The organism is Pseudoalteromonas sp. THAF3 (genome assembly GCF_009363775.1).
In the GTDB taxonomy this organism is placed as follows: domain Bacteria; phylum Pseudomonadota; class Gammaproteobacteria; order Enterobacterales; family Alteromonadaceae; genus Pseudoalteromonas; species Pseudoalteromonas ruthenica.
Genome location: NZ_CP045418.1, coordinates 1,642,418 through 1,658,712 on the forward strand (window position 1 = coordinate 1,642,418; position 16,295 = coordinate 1,658,712).

Genomic DNA, 16,295 nt, shown 5'->3' on the forward strand with positions numbered 1-16,295 from the left:
TATTAGCTTGCCAATTTTACAGGCGAATACCGCCGTCTATCTCGACCACGCGACCGGTAAAGAAATCATTTTCGAAGATGTACTTCGCCGTATGCGCGATTTCTTCTGCTTCACCTAAACGGCCCACCGGCTTCATTTTAACAAGACGCTCTTTCGCTTCAGGCTTCATTGCATCGGTCATTTTAGTGCGGATCACGCCAGGTGCAATGGCACCCACACGAATACCATAACGACCAAGCTCTTTAGCCCAGCTTGTGGTCATGGCCACTACACCCGCTTTAGCTGCTGAGTAGTTAGTTTGCCCCATGTTTCCGGAACGAGCCACGCTGGACATATTAATAATCACCCCGCCCTCGGCGTGCTCCACCATGTGCACGGCGGCTTCGCGCCCGCACAAGAACACCCCGGTCAGGTTGACATCAATGACCGATTGAAATTGGCTTAGTGACATTTTATCGACTACCTTGCCCTCTTTCGCCTTGATAAATAAGCCATCACGCAAGATGCCGGCATTGTTTATCAAGCCGTGGATAGCACCAAAGTCTTTCGCAATAGCAGCGAATGTCTGCTCAACTTCTTGTTCAACGCTGACATTGCAGATATAGCCTTGGATTTTGGCATCGGCGAGCGTGCTGTGAGTTTTTAGCTGTGCTATCGCCTCGTCTAATAAAGCGCTGTCCATATCAATCAGCGCCAAATGTGCACCGGCTTTCGCCGCCATAGCGGCCATCGATAATCCCAAACCTTGGGCACCACCGGTGACGACGACTACTTTGTTGTTTAATTCCATAGTTACTTCTTCTCGAATAAATTGAATATAGCACTGAAGTCTTGCGCCCCTGCCCCTTGGTTTTGTAGCAGGGTGTACAAGTTTTTGCTAAGCGCCCCTAAAGGGGTAGCCGAGCCAGAATTCTGAGCGGCTTCCAGTGCTAAGCCCAAATCTTTGGCCATTAAATCGACCATAAAACCGGGCTGATAGTTATTGCTTGATGGCACGTTTTCCAGTACCCCAGGGCAAGGATTGTACAATTCTAACGTCCAGTTCCGCCCCGAGCTATTGACCATGATGTCCGACAGCACTTTGGGGTCTAAGCCGTGATTAATGCCCATTTGCAAAGCTTCACTGGTCCCGGCCATTAAAATACTCAGCAGCATGTTATTGCAGATTTTTGCCACCTGACCGGCGCCAATATCGCCAGCATGGAAGATATTTTTCCCCATATCTTCCAGGACCGGTTGCACGGCATTAAAGTGAGTCTTAGCGCCACCAACAATAAAGGTCAAGGTACCAGCACTAGCTCCAGCGACCCCGCCCGAGACGGGCGCATCGACAAAGGCAATGCCCTTATCGGCTAAGGCTTGTCCGACTTCAGTGGCACTGGCCGCATCAATGGTTGAACAGTCAATCACTACAGTGTCACTGGCTAAATGATGGATTAAACCATCGTCTGCCAAGTATAACGACTTAACATGCTTTGCAGCTGGCAACATGGAGATCACAAACTGTGCGCCGTGAGTGACCTCATCAGCGGTTGTACCTGCATGCGCGCCTTCATCGGCAAGCTCGTTGACCACCTGCTTGTTTAAATCAAAGACACTAACCGAGTGGCCGGCCTTAATTAGGTTACGCGCCATAGGCGCACCCATATTACCTAAACCAATAAATCCTATTTTTGCCATGCTGCCTCCTAGACTAGGGTTTCAAGTGGATGTTCACGCCACTGGCGATTAAAAAAGCGCTCAATTACCGACTCAGGTACCTCTTGCAAACTTGGGTATTGCCACTGCGGACTCATGTCTTTGTCTATCAGCAATGCGCGCACCCCTTCTTGAAACTCACCCACTTCACAACACGTCACCGACATACCCAGCTCCATTTTGAAGCAGGCTTTGAGTGACAGCCCTTGAGCACGCTTAAGTTGTTCAAATACCAAGTGAGCACTTAGCGGACATCCATGCTTCAGCGTTTTTACGGCTTTAGCTAACCATTTATCATCACTTTCTATTCCCGTAAGGTAGTTTACCTTACCTGCTAAATCGCTGTATTCGCTCATACGATTTATGGTGTTCAAATGAGTGCGTAGGCCACCTTTTTCCATGGTTTTTGACTCACCATCAAACTTCTTCAAAAGTTGAGTGAGCTTATCATGATTGAGTGCAGCCACTTTGCCCCAACTCTGCTCGCACAAGGTTGCCAGTAAGGCGGTAAACTTATTGCTATCGATACTGTGATCGGCAAGGGCAGCGAAGCGCGCATCATCGGCATTCATCAATGCCCCGGTCAGGCCTAAGAACAAGCCAATGTTGTCCGGTGCTTTTTGCAAAAAGTAGCTCGCGCCTACGTCAGGGTACAAGCCAATGGTGATCTCCGGCATCGCAAGCTTTGAGCGCTCAGTGACCACCCGATGACTGGCGCCAGCCATTAGGCCCATACCGCCGCCCATGATAATACCATCACCCCACACAACAATCGGTTTGTTGTAACAGTGGATGGCATAATCAAGACGGTATTCCTCACTGAAAAAGGTTTGCCCATAGTCTGCAGGCTCCCCTGTAGCCATAGCGCTGTGCAAGCTGACGACATCACCACCAGCACAAAACGCTTTATCACCCATCCCTTTAAGAACTACAAAGGCTAATTCATCGTCATCGGTCCAATGCTTCAATTGCTTATCAAGCAAGCGAATCATGTTCAAGTTCAGCGCGTTGAGAGCCTTAGGGACATTGAGCGTTGCCAATCCAATTTTAGAACCGTTGCTACACTGAGCCAGTTCAAAGACAACTTCGGCGTCTTGATTATTTAACGGGATAAGTTCGTCCATTAGCCATTCACCCACTTCGCTTTACGCTTTTCAAGGAACGCGTTAACGCCCTCGGTTTGGTCCTGGGTGTCGAATAGCTTCACGAATAACTCGCGTTCAAGTGGCAAAGCGCTGCGAATATCGCCATGACGGCCCTGTTGAATAAGAGTTTTACAATAGCTGACCGCGACTGGGCTTTGCTCACCTACCTGCTCAGCGAGGGCAAGAGCTTTATCTAAGCTTTCACCGCTGCCAACGACCTCTTCAATTAAGCCTATGCTATGCGCTTTGTCCGCTTTAATACGCTCACCACACAAAATCATGCGCTTAGCCCAACCTTCACCAACTAAGAGCGCCAAATTTTGAGTGCCACCAGCACACGGAAGCAGACCCACTTTTGCCTCAGGTAAGGCCATCTGCGCTTGCTCTTCGGCGATGCGAATATCACAGGCTAAGGCCACTTCCAAGCCTCCGCCCATAGCAAAACCATTGATGGCAGCAATAGACACACCACGAAAATCGCTTAAGGTTTCAAAGGCGGCGCCAAATACTTGTGACATTTGTGCAGCAACCCCTTTATCGCCACTGGCAAACACATTTAAATCGGCCCCAGCAGAGAAAAATTTCTCTCCTTCACCGGTAAGCACCAAGGCAAAAATGTCCTTGTCGGCGTTTAGGGCTTCAACCTGCTCTTTAAGTGCTGTCAGTGTCTCTTTCGTCCACGTATTAGCCGGTGGGTTGCTCATTGTTAAAATGGCAGTGTGGCCACGTTTTTCCAACTTTATTTGTGCTGACGACATAATGACTCCTTATAGAATTTCGCTGACGTGATCGGCCAAAATACGGCGCGCAATGATCACTCGCATGATTTCGTTAGTGCCTTCTAAAATTTGATGTACGCGCACATCACGAAGGTGGCGCTCCAATGGGTATTCTTTGATATAGCCATAACCGCCATGAATTTGCAGTGCGTCATCGCAGACCTTTACGCCCACATCGGTGGCAAAACGTTTAGCCATGGCGCAGTAAGTGGTTTTTTCACTGTCATTGCTGTCGAGCTTAAACGCCGCTAAGCGGATCATTTGTCGGGCCGCCACCAGTTCGGTGTTCATATCTGCAAGCTTAAACTGCAGTGCTTGAAACGCCGCTAATGGCTTACCAAACTGTTCACGCTCTTTAAGGTATTCTTTCGCCGTGTTCAATGCCTGCTGCGCCGTACCTAATGAGCAGGTCGCAATATTAATGCGGCCACCATCAAGCCCTTGCATGGCAAACTTGAAGCCCTCGCCCTCTTGACCTAACAAATGGTCTTGAGGAATGCGTACATTTTCAAACGTGACCAAACGGGTTGGTTGCGCGTTCCAGCCCATTTTTTCTTCGGCTTTACCATAGCTGATCCCTTCGGCATCAGCAGGCACAACAAAAGCGCTAATGCCCTTGGGCCCTGCTTCACCGGTGCGAGCCATCACCACTAACACCTGGGTACTGCCAGCGCCGGAAATAAACATTTTTGAGCCGCTGATCAGATAATCATCCCCGTCGCGAACCGCTTTTGTTTTTAGCGACGCCGCATCGGAGCCACTGCCTGGCTCGGTTAGACAATACGAAGCCAGTTTTTCACCGGTGACAAGCTCAGGGCAATAACGCTCCTTGGCGCTATCAGTACCAAAGCTTGCGACCATCCACGTCGCCATATTGTGGATAGTAAGCATGGCGGTTGTGGCGGTACAGCCCTTAGCTAGCTGCTCGAAAATGATGCTTGAGTCAAGACGTGACAGCCCTAGACCACCGACTTCTTCCGGAGTATAGAGGCCACAAAAGCCCAGCTCACCGGCTTTTTGTAGGGTCTCTATTGGAAAAATATGTTCTTGGTCCCATTTAGCTGCAAACGGGGCCAACTCTTGGGCAGCAAAACGCTCAGCCATATCGGCAAAGGCTTGTTGGTCTTCTGTAAGGTTAAAATCCATAATGCACTCTCTTTACTACTTACATAGCGGCCGGATTTAGCCGGCCGAACCAGTTATTTTAGGTTGATGCTCATATTGGGACCGCTGACTGCGTCGTCTTCAAACCAACGTGCGGTGATGGTTTTGGTCTCGGTGTAAAAACGCACACCTTGTTTGCCATAGGTATGCTGGTCGCCATAAAACGAGCCCTTCCAGCCAGTAAAGGAGAAAAACGGTAACGGCACAGGAATTGGCACATTGATACCCACCTGACCCACTTCAATATGATGCTGGAATTTACGTGCCGCTGCGCCACTGGCGGTAAATAGCGATGTACCATTGCCATAAGGGTTGTCGTTGATTAAGGCGATGGCCTCTTCCAAGGTATCCACAAACACACAGCACAGTACCGGGCCAAAAATCTCCTCGCGGTAGATAGCCATGTCTGGAGTCACATTGGCAAATAAAGTTGGCCCCACCCAGTTGCCCTTCTCATAGCCTTCTACAGTGCAATCTGAACCATCAAGCAAACACTCGGCACCTTCTTCTTTACCTTTGGCAATCAAAGACAGAATACGCTCTTTGGCCGCAGCTGTGGTCTGCGGGCCATACGCAGCATCTTGATTATCCCAAGTACCTGGGTGTACTTTGCTCAACGCAGTTTTCAAATCATCAACCCATTGCTTTGACTGACCCACGAACACCGCCACTGAAATACCCATACAGCGCTGCCCTGCGGCGCCAACCGAAGAGCCCACTAGGTTATTAATAACATTCTCTTTATGGGCATCTGGCATCACCACGAGGTGGTTTTTAGCACCTACACAGCACTGCACCCGTTTGAGGTTAGCGGTGCCTTTATCGTAAATGTATTGACCTACTGCACAGGAGCCGACAAACGAGATAGCGCGCACATCATCATGCTCTAGGATCTGATTAACCTGGTCTTTTGCGCCATGTACCACCTGCAACACCCCTTTAGGTGCACCGGCTTCTTCAAATAACTCCACTAGGCGCATCGGCGTGAGCGGATCTTGCTCAGAAGGCTTAAGGACAAAGGTATTGCCACAAACGATAGCTAGCGGGAACATCCACAGTGGGATCATCGCCGGGAAGTTAAACGGGGTGATCCCCGCACATACCCCTAAAGGTTGGATTAATGAATAGGTATCAATATTGCGGGCGACGTTAGAAACCGTCTCCCCCATCATATTTGATGGGGCGTTCGCCGCTTGCTCAACAACCTCAATACCACGCCAAACGTCGCCTTTGGCATCTTCAAAAGTTTTACCTAACTCATGGCAGATAATTGTAGCTATTTCATCATGATGCTCTTTTAGTAACTGCGCATAACGCATCATAATGCGTGCTCGCTCAGTGACCGGCACATCTTTCCACGTTTTAAACGCTTCTTTAGCTGAGGCAATCGCCTCATTGACTTCGTCTTCGGTAGCCAGTGGCACTTGCGCCAAGACTTCCTGGTTTGCTGGGTTAAGAACATCCAGCCATTGTGATGATGTGGATTGGCGCATTTCGCCGCCGATATAAAGTGGTACCTGATGCATGATGCATACTCCCCAAAATAGCAGCGCCCAGTGTTGTAGTAATTATGGGCGCGAAAAAATTAAAGTGTTTCGATAGCCAAGGCAACGGCTTCGCCGCCACCGATACACAGTGACGCGACACCGCGCTGTTTGCCTTGATTACGCAACGCATGAATTAGCGTGGTCAAAATTCGTGCGCCACTGGCTCCAATTGGATGGCCAAGTGCACACGCGCCGCCGTGGACATTAACTTTGTCAGCATCAAGTTTCATTTCATTAATAGCCAGCATCGTGACCATGGCAAAGGCTTCATTGATTTCCCATAAATCAACGTCGTCTACTTGCCAATCAAGCTTTTTCAGTAGCTTCTCCATAGCGCCAACCGGGGCGATGGTAAATTCAGCCGGTAAACGTGAGTGGGTGCTGTGCCCGCTGATCCGGGCAATGGGGGTCATGCCTTGCTTTTGCGCTTCGCCGTAGCTCATTACCACAAGTGCCGCAGCGCCATCAGAGATTGACGAAGAGTTTGCTGCGGTGATGGTGCCGTCTTTTTTAAACGCTGGGCGCAATGACGGAATTTTATCTGGACGGGCGTTCCCTGGCTGCTCATCCACCTCCACTGTCACGTCTCCTTTACGACTGCTGATAGTGTGCGCGGTGATTTCCGTTTTAAAGGCCCCGCTTTCAATTGCTTTGTTGGCTTTAGCAAGTGAGTTAAGTGCAAATTCGTCCATTTGCTCACGAGTCATGTCGTATTGATCGGCTGTGCTTTGTGCAAAACACCCCATTGCGAGATTATCGTAAGCGTCCTCTAAGCCATCCATCATCATATGGTCTTTTACTTCGCCGTGGCCCATGCGCATGCCTGAGCGCGCCTTCGGTAACATATAAGGAGCATTTGACATGCTTTCCATGCCACCAGCGATAACACTATTAACACTGCCAGCTTTGATTAGGTCATGAGCAAGCATTACCGCTTTTAGACCTGAGCCACACACCTTATTAATGGTTGTTGCACCAGTGTGCTTTTCCATACCTGCTTTCAACATCGCTTGACGCGCAGGCGCTTGACCCAAAGCAGCGGGCAAAACACACCCCATAATGACTTCGTCAATTTCGCCGGCATCTAGATTAACGCTCGCTAAGGCGCCTTTGATTGCGCTTGCGCCTAATTCGGTGGCGCTGGCACCGCTTAGTGCACCCATAAAACCACCCATGGCGGTACGCTGGGCACTAACAATAACAATATCGTTATCCTGCAATGGTGTACTCATACTGTGTTCTCCATATCAATTTCACTTGAGCATACATAAAATTTACGTTTACGCCAACGTCAATTAGATAAGTGAGATGATGAAATTTCAATCGCTGTAAACTTTAGCAGCCACCGCCTAGTTACGCCTATAAAATCAACGCCATTCTAAGCTAAGCCTTATAAACAGTTAGCTTCAGGGCTTATGGAAAAGAAAATAGTAGAATAAAAGTGAGCACCAAATGCAGCTTTACCTTTACGTAAACTTCACTTATATTGGTGTTAAAAATTTGTAGTAGATAAGACTAAAAGACAATGACAGAGCAAAGCCCAACGGCCAGCGAGCAAACGTTCTCTATCAGTGAGCTTGCCAAGGAGTTTGATATAACCACCCGCAGTATTCGTTTTTACGAAGACCAAGGGCTTATTACTCCGAGACGAAATGGCCAAACCAGAATCTATTCTAAACGCGATAAAGTGCGCTTGAAGCTGATCCTTCGCGGTAAACGCTTAGGTTTCACCCTAGCAGAAACGGGTCGATTGTTCGAACTTTATGACGCGGACAAATCCAGTGCCAAGCAGCTTGTCACTATGCTCGATCTTATCGAAGAAAAGAAAGCACACCTCAATCAGCAAATGGACGACATTAAAGTCGTGCTAATGGAACTCGTTACGGCTGAGAAACGCTGCCGTGAAACCCTCTCACATTTACAACAGGATTAATCACCATGAGTACAATTTCGCTTTATAAAGAACTCAACTTCGGCCTCGGGGAAACAGCCGATATGATCCGCTCCCACGTAAACTCATTCGCCAGCGCCGAGATTGCGCCGCTTGCTGAACAAACTGATGAGAAAAACATGTTCCCCAATGAGCTGTGGCCTAAATTTGGTGAGATGGGGCTACTAGGCATGACGGTAGATGAGCAATATGGTGGTGCCGGCTTAGGTTATCTCGAACATGTTATTGCGATGGAAGAAGTAAGCCGTGCCAGCGCCTCAATTGGCTTAAGCTATGGCGCACACTCTAACCTTTGCGTTAACCAAATCTTCCGTAACGGTAACGAGCAACAAAAAGAAAAATATCTGCCTAAACTGGTCAGTGGCGAGCACATCGGTGCATTGGCGATGAGTGAACCTGGTGCCGGTTCAGACGTGGTGTCTATGCGCTTAAAAGCGGAGAAAAAAGGCGACCACTACATTCTAAACGGCAACAAGATGTGGATCACTAATGGTCCTGACGCTCACACCTTTGTAATTTATGCCAAAACCGATGCCAGCGCCGGCCCGAAAGGGATCACCGCGTTTATCGTCGAGCGTGACACTCCTGGATTCAGCCAAGCGCAAAAGCTCGATAAATTGGGGATGCGTGGCTCAAACACCTGTGAACTAGTGTTTGAGGATTGCGCCGTGCCCGAAGAGAACATTCTTGGCAACCTTAATGAGGGTGTCAAAGTACTTATGAGTGGCCTCGATTATGAGCGCGTAGTACTCGCTGGCGGACCGCTGGGTATTATGCAAGCGTGTATGGACGTGGTCGTTCCTTATATTCATGAGCGTAAACAGTTCGACAGCCCTATTGGTAACTTCCAACTTATTCAGGGCAAAATTGCCGATATGTATACGCAAATGAATGCCGCACGCTCCTATGTTTACACCGTTGCCCAAGCGTGCGACAGAGGCGAAACCACCCGTAAAGATGCGGCCGGCGTTATCTTATACGCGGCTGAACTAGCAACAAAAATGGCCTTAGATGCAATTCAGATTCTGGGCGGCAATGGCTACATAAACGAATACCCCACTGGGCGCCTGCTGCGTGATGCCAAGCTGTATGAAATTGGTGCTGGCACCTCAGAAATTCGCCGTATGCTGATTGGCCGCGAGCTATTCACCGAAAGCCGCTAAGGTGCGTTATGACGATTTTATCTTCTGCTATTAATCCTAAAGACCCGCAGTTTCTCAATAACGACGAGTCGATGCGCTCATTGGTTCAAGACCTTCATGAGCGCGCTGCTACTATTCGTGGTGGCGGTGGTCCAAAATACGTGGAGCGCCACCAAAGTCGAGGCAAATTATTTGTTCGTGACCGTATTGAACATTTGCTCGATGAGGGCTCGCCGTTTTTGGAAATCGGCCAGTTCGCCGCCCACGGCGTGTATGAGCAAGACATTCCCTGCGCCGGTGTGGTTGCCGGGATTGGTCGAGTGCAAGGCGTGGAGTGCATGATTGTCGGTAACGATGCCACCGTTAAAGGCGGCACCTACTTCCCGCTGACGGTGAAAAAGCACCTGCGCGCTCAAGAAATTGCCGAGCGTTGCCACCTACCTTGTATTTATCTGGTCGACTCCGGCGGCGCTAACCTGCCAGAGCAAGACGAAGTGTTTCCCGATAAACTGCACTTTGGCCGTATATTCTACAATCAGGCGCGCATGTCGGCAAAAGGGATCCCACAAATCGCCGTGGTCATGGGGCTGTGTACCGCTGGCGGCGCCTATGTTCCCGCGATGGCTGATGAAAGTATTATTGTCAAAGAGCAAGGCACTATTTTCCTTGCCGGCCCACCTTTGGTTAAAGCGGCTACCGGGGAAGAAGTGAGCGCCGAAGACTTAGGCGGTGCCGATGTGCATTGTAAAACCTCCGGTGTAGCTGACCATTATGCTGACAATGACGAGCACGCCCTGTCGATTGCGCGCCAATGTATTGCCCGCACCAATCATGTACGCCCAGTCGCGCCGGTATTAAAAGAGATTAAGGCACCACGCTACGATATCCACGAGCTCTACGGCATTGTCGGCACCGACTTGAAAAAGAGCTTTGATGTGCGCGAGGTGATTGCACGCGTCGTCGATGACTCTTCTTTTGATGAATTTAAGCGCTACTTTGGCGAGACCCTAGTGACCGGCTTTGCTGAGATTTACGGCCACCCAGTGGGCATTGTTGCTAACAACGGCGTGTTGTTTAGCGAGTCGGCGCAAAAAGGCGCGCATTTTATTCAGCTGTGTGCCAAACGTAATATCCCACTGGTGTTTTTGCAGAATATCACCGGCTTTATGGTCGGGCAGAAATACGAGGCCGAGGGCATCGCCAAGCACGGCGCGAAAATGGTGACCGCCGTAAGCTGTGCCGAGGTGCCTAAGTTTACCATTCTTATTGGTGGCTCGTATGGCGCCGGTAACTACGGCATGTGTGGCCGCGCCTATGAGCCGACCATGATGTGGATGTGGCCCAACGCTCGTATTTCTGTGATGGGCGGTGAACAGGCCGCAGGGGTATTAGCACAAGTGAAGCAAGATGGCCTAGCGCGCAAAGGCGAGTCCATGAGCGATGAACAGCTAAATGAATTTAAAAAGCCCATCATTGAGCAGTATGAGCGCCAAGGGCACCCCTACTACGCCAGTGCAAGGCTTTGGGACGACGGCATCATAGACCCTGCCGACACCCGCTCGGTACTCGGTTTGGCACTTGAGGCCACCACCAACGCGCCAGCGAAAGAATCCGAGTTTGGCATATTTAGGATGTAAGGAGGCGCTATGTCTGTCACATTAACAATAACTAAAAGTCGCATCGCCATCTTAACCTTGGCCCGTGTTGAAAAACACAACGCCTTTGACGATGTGCTTATCAACGAAATGATCCGCTGTATCGAGCATGCCAGCACCTTAGATGTACGCGCTTTGGTACTCAAAAGTGAAGGCAAGCACTTCTCCGCTGGGGCCGATTTAAACTGGATGAAATCCATGAAGGACAATAGCTTCGAGGATAACGTAGCTGACTCCATGGAGCTCGCACGCTTGATGCAGGTGTTGTATGAGTGTCCCCTGCCCACGGTGTGTTTAGTGCAAGGAGCCGCTTTTGGCGGCGCGCTGGGGCTCATTGCCTGTTGCGACATTGCCCTCGCCGATAGCAGCGCCAAGTTCTGCCTGTCAGAAGTCAAACTGGGGCTTATTCCTGCCGTGATCAGTCCTTACGTGATCAACGCCATGGGCGAGCGCAATGCGCGACGTTATTTCCTCACCGCAGAGGTATTTAACGCCGAGCAAGCACAAACGCTCGGGCTGATCCACGAACTCAGTGACGATCTGGACGCCAGCGCCGAGCAACTGCTCAGTAAATTAGCCGATAATGGCCCGCAAGCAGTCAAAGCAGCGAAGCGCCTAATTGCCGAGGTGGCTCATCAGCCCATCGATGATTCTTTACGCCAACTGACCGCCGAGCGTATCGCCGCGATCCGCGTCAGCGACGAGGGCCAAATTGGGCTTACGGCGTTTTTTGAAAAGCAAGCTCCAGCCTGGCAACAACAAGGATAAGCTATGTTAAAACGAATTTTAATCGCCAATCGCGGTGAAATCGCCTGCCGCATTATCCGCAGTGCTAAGGCCATGGGGCTGCACACCATCGCCGTCTATTCCGACGCCGATGCCAATGCCCAACACGTTAAATTAGCCGATAGTGCCTTTCATATTGGTCCGGCACCAAGCAAATCATCCTATTTAGATATTGAGACCTTGTTTCGCGTTGCCAAGCAGGCGGCGGCCGACTGCATTCACCCCGGTTACGGCTTCCTATCTGAAAACGAAGCCTTTGCCGAGCGCTGCGAGCGCGAAGGCCTGACGTTTATTGGCCCCAGTGCCAAAAGCATTGAAGCCATGGGCTCTAAAACCCGCGCCAAAGAAATTATGGCAGCGGCTAATGTACCACTGGTTCCCGGTTATTATGGCGACCAACAAGACACCGAGTTTTTACGCCAAGAGGCGGATAAAATCGGTTACCCCGTACTTATTAAGGCGGCCTATGGCGGCGGCGGTAAAGGCATGCGCGTAGTGCGCGACAAGGCCGACTTCGTCGAGCACCTTGAGGGCGCAAAACGCGAGGCAGCCAGTAGTTTTGGCAATGATCTGGTGCTCATTGAACGCTATGTGGACACCCCACGTCACGTTGAAGTGCAAGTGTTTGCCGATAAGTCGGGAAATTGCATCTACCTTGGCGATCGCGACTGCTCTTTGCAGCGCCGTCACCAAAAAGTAATTGAAGAGGCCCCCGCCCCCGGACTCAGTGATGCCTTACGCACCGCTATGGGCGAAGCCGCTGTGCGCTGTGCGCAGGCCATTGATTATGTCGGCGCCGGTACGGTGGAGTTTTTACTCTGTGGTGAAGAGTTCTTCTTCATGGAGATGAACACCCGACTACAGGTTGAGCACCCGGTCACGGAGATGGTCACCGGTGTTGATTTAGTGAAATGGCAAATTGCCATTGCTTCAGGGCAGCCTTTGCCATTAACGCAAGAGCAGGTACGCATTAGCGGGCACAGCTTTGAAGCACGCATTTACGCCGAAGACCCGGCGCAGCAATTTATGCCCAGTAGCGGCACCCTTACCCATGTGCAATTTCCACCGGCCAGCGCACAGATACGTATTGATACCGGGGTGACCAGTGGCGATGAAATAAGCCCATTTTACGACCCCATGGTAGCCAAACTTATTGTTACCGGCGATAACCGTGAGCAGGCCTTAGCGCTTTTGGCTGATGCCCTAAAACAAACTCATATTGCCGGGGTAAAAGCGAATATTGGCTTTTTATTGGCGCTGACTCAAGCCGAGCCGTTGCAACAAGGCACCATGGATACCCATTTTATTGACAGTCACAGCGATGCATTGACCGTTGAGCCCCAAGCCGATGCTCATACATTGGCGATGGCCGCTTGGGTGTATTTCTGCCAATTAAATACCCAGCAATCGAGCGCCTCACCGTGGCAACGTTTAGCGGGCTTTAAGCTCAACTCAGTCAATGAAGTTGCCGTGCCGCTTATTGGTCACGATGTGGTTATGCATGTGGCCACCACCGGGATGTCGGTGGATATTGATGGTCAGCGCTATAACATTAATGGCGAACGCCATGGCAACCACTATGTGGTGGTGGTCGATGGCCAGCGCTTTAGCGCCGAAGCCACCGTTGATAGCGAGCACTTGTGTGTCATGCGTGACGCCCAACAATTCCAGTTTGAGCTGGCATCAAAGCACTACATTGGCGCTGAGCAAAGTGCCAACGACGCCCTTGCCGCGCCAATGAATGGCACAGTGGTCAAACACCTGCAGGCGCTTGGCGCTGAGGTCTCTCAAGGCGATGCCATCGTGGTCATGGAAGCCATGAAAATGGAGTATACGCTTAATGCCCCTCATGATGGCGTGTTAAGCAGTTACTGCTATGGCGAGGGTGAGCTCGTTAGTCATGGCGCGTTACTTGCCGTGGTCGAGGAGCACAGCTAATGGCCATGCCTAATCAAGTGCGCATCGTCGAAGTTGGGGCCCGCGACGGCCTGCAAAACGAAACCAGTGTGCCCTTGGCTGCCAAGGTCGCGCTGATAAATGGTTTGTGTGACGCTGGGCTTAAACATATTGAGGGCGGCGCCTTTGTTTCACCGAAGTGGGTGCCACAAATGGCCGACTCCAGCGCGGTATTTGCCGCTATTGAGCGCCCCGATGAAGTATTATTCAGCGCCCTGACCCCCAACCTAAAAGGAGCTGAGCTTGCACTGCAAGCCGGGGTGGGCGAATTTGCGATTTTTACTGCGGCCAGTGAAGCCTTCACCAACAAAAACATTAATTGCAGCATTGATGAGAGCATTGAGCGCTTTCGCCCAGTGGTGGCTTTAGCTCAGGCTAACGGCATCAAGGTGCGCGGCTATGTAAGCTGTGTGCTGGGGTGCCCGTATCAAGGCGAAGTCAGCGCCCAAAAAGTGCTCGAGGTCAGCCAGCAGCTGCTCGATTTAGGCTGTTACGAAGTCAGCCTTGGCGACACCATTGGTGTGGGCACTGCCAACCAAGTAGAAAGCCTGCTGAGCGTGCTATTGCAAGATATTAGCGCTGACAAGCTAGCGGTACACTTTCATGATACCTACGGCCAAGCCATCAGTAACATCTACACGGCGCTCAAAATGGGGATTGCTACCATTGACAGTGCCGTGGCGGGACTCGGTGGTTGCCCCTACGCCAAAGGCGCGTCAGGAAATGTTGCCACCGAAGATGTGGTTTATCTATTACAAAAGCTTGGCATCAACCCAGGTATTGATTTACAAAGATTGGCACAGACAGGCGCAGCAATATGCCGCGCCCTTGATAAACAACCACAAAGCAAGGTCGCAAACGCCGTTCTTGCCCACTGTGACCAATAACAACAACGAAGGAGTGCGTAGACATGTCCGGTTTTGACAAAGTAGTCACCAGTTACGCCGATGCAATGGCGGGAATTAAAGACGGTGACACCGTGATCGCAGGCGGCTTTGGCCTGTGCGGGATCCCAGAAGGCCTCATTAGTGAAATTAAACGCCTAGGGGTGAAAGACCTCACCGTGGTTTCTAATAACTGTGGCGTGGATGACTTCGGCCTTGGTGTGCTACTCGAAGATAAACAAATTAAAAAAATCATGGCGTCTTACGTCGGTGAAAACGCCCTTTTCGAAAGACAAATGCTGGATGGCGAATTAGAAGTTGAGCTCACCCCACAAGGCACCTTGGCTGAGAAGATGCGCGCCGGCGGTGCCGGTATTCCAGCCTTTTACACCGCCACTGGCTACGGCACACCGGTCGCCGAAGGCAAAGAAGTAAAAGAGTTTAATGGCCGCCCCTATATTCTCGAAGAATCAGTCACCGGTGAGTTTGCCATTGTTAAGGCGTGGAAAGCCGACCGCTACGGTAACCTGGTATTTCGCCATACGGCCATGAACTTCAACCCCATGGCCGCGACAGCGGGTAAAATTACCGTTGCTGAGGTGGAAGAGATTGTCGAGCCGGGCGAGTTGGAGCCCAGCCAAATCCATACCCCAGGGATTTACGTCAATCGCGTTATCAAAGGCGATTTTGAAAAACGTATTGAACGTGTTACCACACGCACTGCCTAAGGAGTACTGAGCATGTCATTAAACCGCGAACAAATCGCCCAACGCGTGGCGCAAGAGCTCGAAGACGGATATTACGTTAACCTAGGTATTGGTATTCCCACGCTGGTGGCCAACTATGTACCGCACGGCATTGAGGTCATGTTGCAATCAGAAAACGGGCTATTGGGGATGGGTCCCTACCCAAGCGAAGATGAGCTCGATGCTGATATGATCAATGCGGGTAAAGAAACCGTTACAGCAGCCACAGGTGCAGCCATATTTAATAGCGCCGATAGCTTTGCCATGATCCGTGGTGGTCATGTAGACTTGACGGTACTCGGTGCATTTGAAGTGGATCAGCAAGGCAATATCGCCTCGTGGATGATCCCCAAGAAATTAATCAAAGGCATGGGCGGCGCCATGGATCTCGTGGCGGGGGCGAAAAACATTATCGTCACCATGACCCATGCAAGTAAGCACGGTGATTCGAAGTTGCTAGAGCAATGTACACTGCCACTAACCGGCGTGAATTGCGTTAAAAAGATAGTGACTGACCTCGCAGTGCTAGAAGTCAAAGACGGCGCGTTCCATTTGCTAGAGCGTGCACCCGGTGTTAGTGTTGATGAAATAATCAGCAAAACCGCAGGGAAACTCATCGTTGAAGGCGATGTTCCCGAGATGCGCTTTGACTAACGGGACACCCCGTTAATGTACCATCCTCATTCCCAGTGCTAGTTGGCACTGTGTTACCCAAAACCCCTCATTTGAGGGGTTTTTTTTATGCTTTAAATAACTAAACATATTTTCTTACATTTGTAACTCTCCTGTGCTCGCATCGATGATGCCGCTGGTTACAAAATCATGCTAAGTTACTACTGGAC

At 50.5% G+C, this 16,295-nt stretch carries 15 protein-coding genes; 8 read left to right on the forward strand and 7 right to left on the reverse strand.

Translation table 11 applies throughout. From position 1 onward, the window contains the following. Positions 1-16: 16 nt before the first annotated feature. The 7 genes from FIU82_RS07580 to FIU82_RS07610 are packed head-to-tail and all read right to left on the reverse strand — an operon-like array spanning position 17 to position 7,565. Positions 17-790: an SDR family oxidoreductase gene (locus FIU82_RS07580; protein WP_022944548.1), complete on the reverse strand. Its 774-nt coding sequence runs from the start codon at positions 788-790 to the stop codon at positions 17-19. A gap of 2 nt (positions 791-792) precedes the next feature. Next, a complete protein-coding gene (gene mmsB / locus FIU82_RS07585; protein WP_152440757.1) occupies positions 793-1,680 on the reverse strand; it encodes a 3-hydroxyisobutyrate dehydrogenase in 888 nt (295 codons plus the stop codon). Between the two features lie 8 nt (positions 1,681-1,688). After that, positions 1,689-2,822: an enoyl-CoA hydratase/isomerase family protein gene (locus FIU82_RS07590; protein WP_152440758.1), complete on the reverse strand. Its 1,134-nt coding sequence runs from the start codon at positions 2,820-2,822 to the stop codon at positions 1,689-1,691. Next, positions 2,822-3,601 (reverse strand): enoyl-CoA hydratase, encoded by a 780-nt coding sequence (locus FIU82_RS07595; RefSeq protein ID WP_022944551.1) that lies wholly within the window; start codon positions 3,599-3,601, stop codon positions 2,822-2,824. Before FIU82_RS07595 ends, FIU82_RS07590 begins: the two co-directional genes overlap by 1 nt. 9 nt (positions 3,602-3,610) lie before the next feature. Then, positions 3,611-4,768: an acyl-CoA dehydrogenase family protein gene (locus FIU82_RS07600; RefSeq protein ID WP_022944552.1), complete on the reverse strand. Its 1,158-nt coding sequence runs from the start codon at positions 4,766-4,768 to the stop codon at positions 3,611-3,613. 53 nt (positions 4,769-4,821) lie between these two features. Next, positions 4,822-6,312 carry a CoA-acylating methylmalonate-semialdehyde dehydrogenase gene (locus FIU82_RS07605; RefSeq protein WP_022944553.1) on the reverse strand — a complete coding sequence of 497 codons (1,491 nt, stop codon included), beginning with the start codon at positions 6,310-6,312 and terminating at the stop codon, positions 4,822-4,824. Positions 6,313-6,371: 59 nt separating this feature from the next. Then, positions 6,372-7,565, reverse strand: coding sequence for an acetyl-CoA C-acyltransferase (locus FIU82_RS07610; RefSeq protein WP_053911616.1), 1,194 nt, complete (start codon positions 7,563-7,565; stop codon positions 6,372-6,374). Positions 7,566-7,858: 293 nt separating this feature from the next. Between FIU82_RS07610 and FIU82_RS07615 the strand changes: the two genes are divergently transcribed. Genes FIU82_RS07615 through FIU82_RS07650 form a run of 8 tightly spaced genes read left to right on the forward strand, consistent with a single transcriptional unit; the run spans position 7,859 to position 16,107 of the window. Next, complete coding sequence (locus tag FIU82_RS07615) at positions 7,859-8,266, forward strand: MerR family DNA-binding transcriptional regulator (RefSeq protein ID WP_045978805.1); 408 nt, start codon at positions 7,859-7,861, stop codon at positions 8,264-8,266. A gap of 5 nt (positions 8,267-8,271) precedes the next feature. Beyond that, positions 8,272-9,447, forward strand: coding sequence for an isovaleryl-CoA dehydrogenase (locus tag FIU82_RS07620; protein ID WP_022944556.1), 1,176 nt, complete (start codon positions 8,272-8,274; stop codon positions 9,445-9,447). Positions 9,448-9,455: 8 nt separating this feature from the next. Further along, the gene (locus FIU82_RS07625) at positions 9,456-11,063 is read left to right on the forward strand and encodes a carboxyl transferase domain-containing protein (RefSeq protein ID WP_152440759.1); all 1,608 of its coding nucleotides are present in this window, start codon (positions 9,456-9,458) and stop codon (positions 11,061-11,063) included. Positions 11,064-11,072: 9 nt separating this feature from the next. Continuing rightward, a complete protein-coding gene (locus FIU82_RS07630) occupies positions 11,073-11,849 on the forward strand; it encodes an enoyl-CoA hydratase-related protein (protein WP_152440760.1) in 777 nt (258 codons plus the stop codon). Between the two features lie 3 nt (positions 11,850-11,852). After that, a complete protein-coding gene (locus FIU82_RS07635) occupies positions 11,853-13,805 on the forward strand; it encodes an acetyl/propionyl/methylcrotonyl-CoA carboxylase subunit alpha (RefSeq protein ID WP_152440761.1) in 1,953 nt (650 codons plus the stop codon). Next, positions 13,805-14,710 carry a hydroxymethylglutaryl-CoA lyase gene (locus tag FIU82_RS07640; protein WP_138547293.1) on the forward strand — a complete coding sequence of 302 codons (906 nt, stop codon included), beginning with the start codon at positions 13,805-13,807 and terminating at the stop codon, positions 14,708-14,710. The genes FIU82_RS07635 and FIU82_RS07640 overlap by 1 nt, the downstream gene beginning before the upstream one ends. Before the next feature lie 23 nt (positions 14,711-14,733). Beyond that, on the forward strand, positions 14,734-15,435 hold the full coding sequence (locus tag FIU82_RS07645; RefSeq protein ID WP_045978811.1) for a CoA transferase subunit A: 702 nt from the start codon (positions 14,734-14,736) through the stop codon (positions 15,433-15,435). 12 nt (positions 15,436-15,447) lie between these two features. Continuing rightward, complete coding sequence (locus tag FIU82_RS07650; RefSeq protein WP_045978812.1) at positions 15,448-16,107, forward strand: CoA transferase subunit B; 660 nt, start codon at positions 15,448-15,450, stop codon at positions 16,105-16,107. Positions 16,108-16,295: the final 188 nt, after the last annotated feature.

Bases quoted from the DNA above. Each gene is read 5' to 3' on its own strand.
- FIU82_RS07580 (WP_022944548.1), bottom strand. From the start codon at position 790: ATGGAATTAAACAACAAAGTAGTCGTCGTCACCGGTGGTGCCCAAGGT.
- mmsB (WP_152440757.1), bottom strand. From the start codon at position 1,680: ATGGCAAAAATAGGATTTATTGGTTTAGGTAATATGGGTGCGCCTATG.
- FIU82_RS07590 (WP_152440758.1), bottom strand. From the start codon at position 2,822: ATGGACGAACTTATCCCGTTAAATAATCAAGACGCCGAAGTTGTCTTT.
- FIU82_RS07595 (WP_022944551.1), bottom strand. From the start codon at position 3,601: ATGTCGTCAGCACAAATAAAGTTGGAAAAACGTGGCCACACTGCCATT.
- FIU82_RS07600 (WP_022944552.1), bottom strand. From the start codon at position 4,768: ATGGATTTTAACCTTACAGAAGACCAACAAGCCTTTGCCGATATGGCT.
- FIU82_RS07605 (WP_022944553.1), bottom strand. From the start codon at position 6,312: ATGCATCAGGTACCACTTTATATCGGCGGCGAAATGCGCCAATCCACA.
- FIU82_RS07610 (WP_053911616.1), bottom strand. From the start codon at position 7,565: ATGAGTACACCATTGCAGGATAACGATATTGTTATTGTTAGTGCCCAG.
- FIU82_RS07615 (WP_045978805.1), top strand. From the start codon at position 7,859: ATGACAGAGCAAAGCCCAACGGCCAGCGAGCAAACGTTCTCTATCAGT.
- FIU82_RS07620 (WP_022944556.1), top strand. From the start codon at position 8,272: ATGAGTACAATTTCGCTTTATAAAGAACTCAACTTCGGCCTCGGGGAA.
- FIU82_RS07625 (WP_152440759.1), top strand. From the start codon at position 9,456: ATGACGATTTTATCTTCTGCTATTAATCCTAAAGACCCGCAGTTTCTC.
- FIU82_RS07630 (WP_152440760.1), top strand. From the start codon at position 11,073: ATGTCTGTCACATTAACAATAACTAAAAGTCGCATCGCCATCTTAACC.
- FIU82_RS07635 (WP_152440761.1), top strand. From the start codon at position 11,853: ATGTTAAAACGAATTTTAATCGCCAATCGCGGTGAAATCGCCTGCCGC.
- FIU82_RS07640 (WP_138547293.1), top strand. From the start codon at position 13,805: ATGGCCATGCCTAATCAAGTGCGCATCGTCGAAGTTGGGGCCCGCGAC.
- FIU82_RS07645 (WP_045978811.1), top strand. From the start codon at position 14,734: ATGTCCGGTTTTGACAAAGTAGTCACCAGTTACGCCGATGCAATGGCG.
- FIU82_RS07650 (WP_045978812.1), top strand. From the start codon at position 15,448: ATGTCATTAAACCGCGAACAAATCGCCCAACGCGTGGCGCAAGAGCTC.